This window comes from Pantoea sp. B_9 (assembly GCF_008632015.1).
Lineage (GTDB): Bacteria > Pseudomonadota > Gammaproteobacteria > Enterobacterales > Enterobacteriaceae > Pantoea > Pantoea dispersa.
Genome location: NZ_VWVL01000013.1, coordinates 22,954 through 29,175, shown reverse-complemented (window position 1 = coordinate 29,175; position 6,222 = coordinate 22,954). Strand labels below are relative to the sequence as shown.

General features: G+C 44.9%; 7 protein-coding genes. 2 read left to right on the top strand and 5 right to left on the bottom strand.

Annotation, left to right across the window (positions count from 1 at the left end; genetic code table 11):
* From F3I21_RS22580 to F3I21_RS22560, 5 genes are all read right to left on the bottom strand, one after another.
* The coding region (locus F3I21_RS22580; protein ID WP_150059825.1) for a ParB/RepB/Spo0J family partition protein at positions 1 to 959 on the bottom strand (959 nt) is incomplete at its 3' end.
* Positions 956 to 1,729, bottom strand: coding sequence for a ParA family protein (locus F3I21_RS22575; RefSeq protein WP_150059824.1), 774 nt, complete (start codon positions 1,727 to 1,729; stop codon positions 956 to 958). The genes F3I21_RS22580 and F3I21_RS22575, both read right to left, overlap by 4 nt.
* Positions 1,726 to 2,046, bottom strand: a complete 321-nt coding sequence (locus F3I21_RS22570) for a TrfB-related DNA-binding protein (protein WP_150059823.1) — start codon at positions 2,044 to 2,046, stop codon at positions 1,726 to 1,728. The genes F3I21_RS22575 and F3I21_RS22570 overlap by 4 nt, the downstream gene beginning before the upstream one ends.
* A 749-nt stretch (positions 2,047 to 2,795) precedes the next feature.
* Positions 2,796 to 3,881 (bottom strand): replication protein RepA, encoded by a 1,086-nt coding sequence (locus tag F3I21_RS22565; RefSeq protein ID WP_150059822.1) that lies wholly within the window; start codon positions 3,879 to 3,881, stop codon positions 2,796 to 2,798.
* Between the two features lie 45 nt (positions 3,882 to 3,926).
* Positions 3,927 to 4,526, bottom strand: a complete 600-nt coding sequence (locus F3I21_RS22560; protein ID WP_150059821.1) for an LPD29 domain-containing protein — start codon at positions 4,524 to 4,526, stop codon at positions 3,927 to 3,929.
* Between the two features lie 247 nt (positions 4,527 to 4,773).
* Between F3I21_RS22560 and F3I21_RS22555 the strand changes: the two genes are divergently transcribed.
* On the top strand, positions 4,774 to 5,130 hold the full coding sequence (locus F3I21_RS22555) for a hypothetical protein (protein ID WP_150059820.1): 357 nt from the start codon (positions 4,774 to 4,776) through the stop codon (positions 5,128 to 5,130).
* Positions 5,131 to 5,224: 94 nt separating this feature from the next.
* The gene (locus F3I21_RS22550; RefSeq protein ID WP_150059819.1) at positions 5,225 to 6,166 is read left to right on the top strand and encodes a DUF3991 and TOPRIM domain-containing protein; all 942 of its coding nucleotides are present in this window, start codon (positions 5,225 to 5,227) and stop codon (positions 6,164 to 6,166) included.
* The last annotated feature ends 56 nt before the right edge of the window (positions 6,167 to 6,222 follow it).

The following is a 6,222-nucleotide window of genomic DNA, read 5'->3' as shown; positions in this document are numbered from 1 at the left end:
GGGGCTGCATCGGCGTTCTGCTGGCCCTGAGTATCGCTGGCGTTCTCTGTGGCTCCTGAGGCCGTCTGTGGGGCTGTATCGGCGTTCTGCTGGCCCTGAGTATCGCTGGCGTTCTCTGTGGCTCCTGGGGCCGTCTGTGGGGCTGTATCGGCGTTCTGCTGGCCCTGAGTATCGCTGGCGTTCTCTGTGGCTCCTGTGGCCGTCTGTGGGGCTGTATCGGCGTTCTGCTGGCCCTGAGTATCGCTGGCGATCTCTGTAGCTCCTGAGGTTTGTTCATCAGGGTTAGGCTCAGGGTTGTTCAATCGAGCGATGAAAGCAGAAACAGAACTCCGCGTTATCAAACTTGCATCGCCATTAGCATCAGCAATAAATTTTCTTAGCTCTGCTTCGTGCTTTTTATCGATCGCTGCAAGCATGTAAAGCGTCTTGCCGCCAATGCTTCCACTGCGGGCTAACTCCAGGACAAAATCAGGAGATTGCCAAAGTTTAAGATGTTCGCTAATGAAGGAGTTGCTGACGCCCAATTTCTCAGCAATTTCTTTTTTCTTGGCTCCCTCTTCTAATTTTTTATTGATAAACCTTGCCATCTCGTAAGCTGATAAGGCTTTGCGCTTAAGGTTTTCGTTAACCTGGTCATAATCAGTCGCTTCTTCGTCAACGTAAGCCGGAATGGTTTTCTTTCCGGCCATTCGTGTTGCAAGGTAACGGCGCTCTCCGAAATTAATTATCCAGTGTCCAGGCTTATCCGGGTTAGTCCGGACAGAGATTGGTACTTTTACGCCTCTGGCCTTAACGGTCTCTACCATCTCTGGCAATTCAGGATCATTCGCAACATCAATGCGAGGCTGATTAGGGTCTGGGGTAACTTTGTTTACGTCCAGGTCCAGGATTTTTCCCGCGCTGCTGCCGCTATCGCTTTCACCTGTGAGCTGGTCTAAACCTGTTAAATCGATATTCATTGTTCTACTCCGATGCGCTTAGCGATTAAGTCAAATACCTGTAACAATTCTTTCCCTGTGTCCCTTTCCGATCCTGAGCTTTTCAGTTCCCATACCGGAACGCCGCGTGATGCAGCTGTGCGGTATGGTTGCCGCTCCGTAGTTTTCACGGGTAAAACGTATTGCGAATAGTTAACAAGCAAACTCTCTAAATCTTTTTTTACCGTAGGAGAACGGGTATCAATTCGGGTAGGCAGTAAGCCCAGGAATACAAGGTCGGGCCGATAACTTTTCTGTACGCCAATAACGCGTTTTAATGAGCGCTGGGTAATTTTCATCGCATACTCATCAATAGTTGTCGGTATCAACGCGAAATCAGCTACCAGTAAAAACGAGTTAGCTATTCTGCTATTGGAACCCGCTGTATCTACAACGATGTAATCAAAATGGTCTGCAACATCTTTGATACGGTCGGCCAAAGTCTGAATTAGTCCAGCATCGTCTAAGCCAGTTACGTTCTTTTCGATCTTAACTAATTCTGAGGAAGAACGAGCTGATAAAATATTTCCGCTAAAATTAGGCACATCTAATTTAGTTGGCTCGAAAAACTTATAAGAGTCGAAACCTGAAACTTGATATTGTGAAAGGGTATCTCCGCTGTTGCCCTGTTCATCGCCATCAATATGCAAAACCTTTTTATTGAGGATATTGCCAATATAGAAAACAAAGTTAGCAACGGTTGTTGATTTTGCTACACCGCCTTTCTGGTTAGTTACGTCTATAAGTTTCATTCAGAATCCTTAGCATAATTTTCGCGGGCCTGACGTTCCATCTGCTTTACTATCTCTGCCATATCAGCGGGTAATGTTACATCCATCGTTACCCAACCTTCTGGCGTTATTCCTTTCTCAACGTGTAAGGCCCACGCTTTGTTAACCATCTGAGATACAGCCTTTTTGGTGACGCCTAATTCCTCGGCTATATCAGTCTGTTTTTTTCCGTCCACTAAATGCGCATAGACAGCAGAAATATTTCTTTCTTTCATGCGTGTAAGGAACGGTCTGATCCCATTAAATTCACTCGCTGTAAGGCGTTTCTTGCCGCGCATTGATTTTCCTTCGCTGAATCACATGTCTAACACCATTTCTGTTAGTCCTCAGGTAGCCGCCTGATGTTTAAGCCATGATTAGATCATAGGTTAATAACTCTATTGAGTCAATAGCATTATGCACTTTATCGAAAGCGGGGGGTGTTTTGTGATTTGCTTCAAAAAAAAATGAAAACTTGTTGGTTTGTGGTCAACACAAGAACCGCTTAGCGGCTGTCCACGGCCTTTAGGCGGTGGGCAGTTGTGTTGTCCACAAAATTGTCGCTTTAAGTTATTTGTATTTATTTGAGAAGGATAAATGAAAAACTTACTTGTAAGCTATTTGAGGAAAATACTTGTGAATATGTGTAATACATGGGGTAGACACCGAATGAAATATTTACCACTTAAATCAATAATATAAAGCCTTTTTTTGTGTTTGATATTCTGGTGTTTATGCGCAGAATGTCTAGTGTTTATGCGTGCCTTTTCTGGCGTTTATGCGCAGAATATCTAGTGTTTATGCGTGCCTTTTCTGGCGTTTATGCGCAGAATATCTAGTGTTTATGCGTACATTTTCTGGCGTTTATGCGCGGTTTGTTGAGGGGTTTTCAGCACAATTCCGCTTCCTGCATAGTCTGTCTGCATAACTTCCTTTTCTGGCGTTTATGCGTGGATAAAATGGCTCTGACAATTTCGACGCGGCGAAATTTTGGATTGTACAATCCAATATCTTTGGCTCAAAAAAAGCGGCTTGGCCGCTTCTTTTGTTACGCTGTTTTGCTTCTTTTCAGGCTGGGTATGTGTGGCGGGCTTTGCTGCAATTTCAGCCCGCTGTCAGTGATCTCTACTTTAGCTTCGGGGTAGTAAAAGCAAACGTCTTTAAGTTTCTTGATAAACTCGGACTTGAAGTTAAATAAACCTTTTGGCGTATCGGAATAATTTGCACCAAATTGGTTTTTAAGGCTTTCCCACGGGATTGTAGTCTGGCCTCTCTTAATCTCTCTTATACGCCAGGTAAGCCAGATATAAATGTCTATAGCAAGCGGAGAGCGCATAGAATTAATCACGCGCATATCTATAGGAACTGAGGATGTTTGTATTTCATCATAAAATCTTGCCGACAGTGTGATCGTGCTTTCCCATAGGGTTTTCTCGTCTGGTGCTTTAGGGTTCCATAACAACATGCCTTCATCAGCGATAGTGATGTTTTTAAAACGATGCTCGCTACCTACATCATTAGTCAGAGATATAGTTGAATGAAAAAGACGAGTTGCCTGCTCCTTTAGCCTGGCTATGCTTCCATTATTGCCGCCTGTTGCCGTCATACCTAATTTACGCATAAATTCATTCTGGCTGCGCCCTAATTTAAGAACTTGCGAACCAGTGATTTTAGCTTCAGTGCATAACCACGCCATTATAATTCTTGGGATTCTTCCGTAAGGTAGGCCGTATTCGGGATCAGCAATGATTTTCAAGGTTGTTTGTCCATTGCTCCGCTTGAAATAAGTTGGTTCCATTTCGGAGTGTGGCATAGAAGCGCAAGCCCAAACGCTGGTCATATAGCCTAAGGCTGAAGCATCGATAGCGCTCTGAGATTCGATAGCAGCGCGGGTATCTACTATTTTTGTTACGGCTTTCAGGCTGCGTCTATCTACAGAATCAATTTTTTTCGGACGGCCAACTTTTCTCTTTTCGGACCTTGCTTCGGTAGAGCTGTCCTGCCTTTCCTGCTGCTCTGCGTTGACGGCCTGATTATGTACAGACTCTTTCATTACATGCGCCTCCGCATCAGCTTCAGGTAGCCCCTTTTTGATTAACGCGGCTACGCGTTTTTTCTGTTCAGGTGTTAACACCGGATTCCCCTTAATTTAAGGGAGGGATTAATCCCTCCACTGATGCTAGATATTTATAGCGCTCAGGCCGCTGCCGTGTACGCGGCTGTAACCATCATCATGCGTGATAAAAATGGTTAAGGCGGTATTGCTCTTGCGTACCTTAAGGCGGTCTGAATGCTTATTGAGCGCGCTCCTGATGTCAGTTTGTACGCAATTAAGTTGAAAGCTATGCTCCGGGCAATTTCTTACCCGATGATCCCACAGTTTACCCTTCAAGTAATCATCGGGTGTAACACCTGTCAGCTGATAGCCGAAGTTTTTGGAGTAGTGACGGCGTACGCTGGCGATTGCTTTACAGACAGCAGCTTCAGAAAACTTGCGGTTATAGCTAATCATGTCAGCGGCAAAGCATACTGTTTCACCATTCATCATGTGATAGACGTTACCTGAGTAATCGATCAGCGAATCTCGATAGCCAGACCTGAGGTGATTCACGCAGCCTTTAACCTGGGCTTCGTTAGGGCCATCTGTCCATGTGATCGCCAGTGAGGTTCCGCCAGTAGTGTAACTCTGGCTTCTTACTGAAAATTTCATATCTGGAAACGATTCTTTAAGAATCTTTCTCACTAGCTTAGCGGTATGCGGAGCGGTAAAATATTTCATAGCCGTTGATTACTCCATTTCAGTTAATCATTTCGGTTAGAAGCCTCGGCAGGTAGCCGCCTGTCGGGGCTTTGCTAATTCACGTCTGGTTAACATCTCAACCATATGGCTATTTTAGGTTCATAAAGGTATCTAGTCAATAGATAAATTAACCTTTGTGAGGTTATGCGCATTTTTTTACTCACAAAACAAGCTATTTTGTTGGTACACTTATGCGTGTTGTGTTTTTAACTTAAGGGTGAATATCATGAATCGCAAACTGTCATTATTAGTTTTAGCTTTTGCGCCATTGCTGTTTTCTATCCCGGCAACGTCTCAGGCTGCATCTAAAGACGAGTGCGCAATCCTGCTGTGCTTGCCGCAGGGTTTCCCTGACGGTTGTGGCGCCGCTAAAAAGGCATGGAAAAAAAGGTTAAGGAAAGGTAAAAGCCCCATGCCTGCCCTCAGTTCTTGCACCATAGAAAGCAATGATCAGAAAACAAGTTCTAATAACAGTTTTCCTAATGTTGCTCGCTACCTGGCTAACTCAGCGGGTATGCAAAAAAGTTTAACCAGCGCTAATGGAGTTTCATCAGTTGGTTACAGCAATAGTAACTCCGCCTAATAAATGGATTGTACAAACCAAATAAAATGGATTGTACAATCCATTTATGTTTGGAACATTTTTTTCCGTAGCAGCTCTGAAAACAGGATGAGCTATGAAAAAAGAGAACATAAGTGCCTTGCGGCAGATACCGTTAGAGGATGTGTTAGAGCGACTAGGGGCGCAGCGTGACACTGCCGATCCTCAGCGAAACTGGAAAACCGAAGCAGGGCGGGTAACTGTCACCGGCGATAAGTTTTTTAACCACGATTTAGATAAAGGCGGCGGCGGTGCAATCGACCTGGTAATGCAGGTTGGAGATTACAACTTTAAGGAAGCAGTCGCTTGGTTAGGCGGGAATATTGGCAGGGAACAGGCCGTAAGTCAGTATCAGCATGAGTCGGGTAAACATGCTAATCAAATCCTCGATACAACTCCTGTTCCACGGTCAAAAATCCCTGAGCCAGTAACAAGCAAAACTGAGCGTGTACGGGACTATCTGATAAACAAACGAGCTATTCCCGAACCTTTGGTAGATAACGCCATCAACAAAGGCCGCCTTTGGGCTGATAAGTATGGCAATGCTGTATTTGGCCTAAGAACGCTTGAAGGTGAAGTAGTCGGCGCAGAGCTGCGTGGAACCTACGATAAACCATTCCACGGCGTCCGGGGTGATAAAGGAACCTTTATCACAGGAAATGCCTCAATGCGTAAAGCGGTGTTTGTAGAGGCTGCAATTGACGCGCTGAGCTACCAGGCTATCAACCCTTCTGCGCTTGTTCTCTCTACCACAGGTGCAGGGAAAACTCTTCTGCAGGAGACCGCAAAAGAGTTACATCAAAAAGGCTTTGAGATCTTTGCTGGGTTCGATAACGACAAAGACGGTGAGCTATTCAGTAAGCAGCTGGCAGAGGTTGTTCCGGGCGTTAAAAGGTTAGTGCCTGAAAATGCTAAGGACTGGAATCAGCAGCTGCAACAAAGCAGGCAGGCGCAACCTGAGCCAGCCACGCCGAAAGGTGAAGATAAAAAAAAATCACTAAATGAGCTGGAAAGATAGTGACTCATTTACACTTTATGCTAAAGTGTATGTACATAAACTGTAATAGTGTATAG

Bases quoted from the DNA above. Each gene is read 5' to 3' on its own strand.
- F3I21_RS22555 (WP_150059820.1), top strand. From the start codon at position 4,774: ATGAATCGCAAACTGTCATTATTAGTTTTAGCTTTTGCGCCATTGCTG.
- F3I21_RS22570 (WP_150059823.1), bottom strand. From the start codon at position 2,046: ATGCGCGGCAAGAAACGCCTTACAGCGAGTGAATTTAATGGGATCAGA.
- F3I21_RS22575 (WP_150059824.1), bottom strand. From the start codon at position 1,729: ATGAAACTTATAGACGTAACTAACCAGAAAGGCGGTGTAGCAAAATCA.
- F3I21_RS22560 (WP_150059821.1), bottom strand. From the start codon at position 4,526: ATGAAATATTTTACCGCTCCGCATACCGCTAAGCTAGTGAGAAAGATT.
- F3I21_RS22550 (WP_150059819.1), top strand. From the start codon at position 5,225: ATGAAAAAAGAGAACATAAGTGCCTTGCGGCAGATACCGTTAGAGGAT.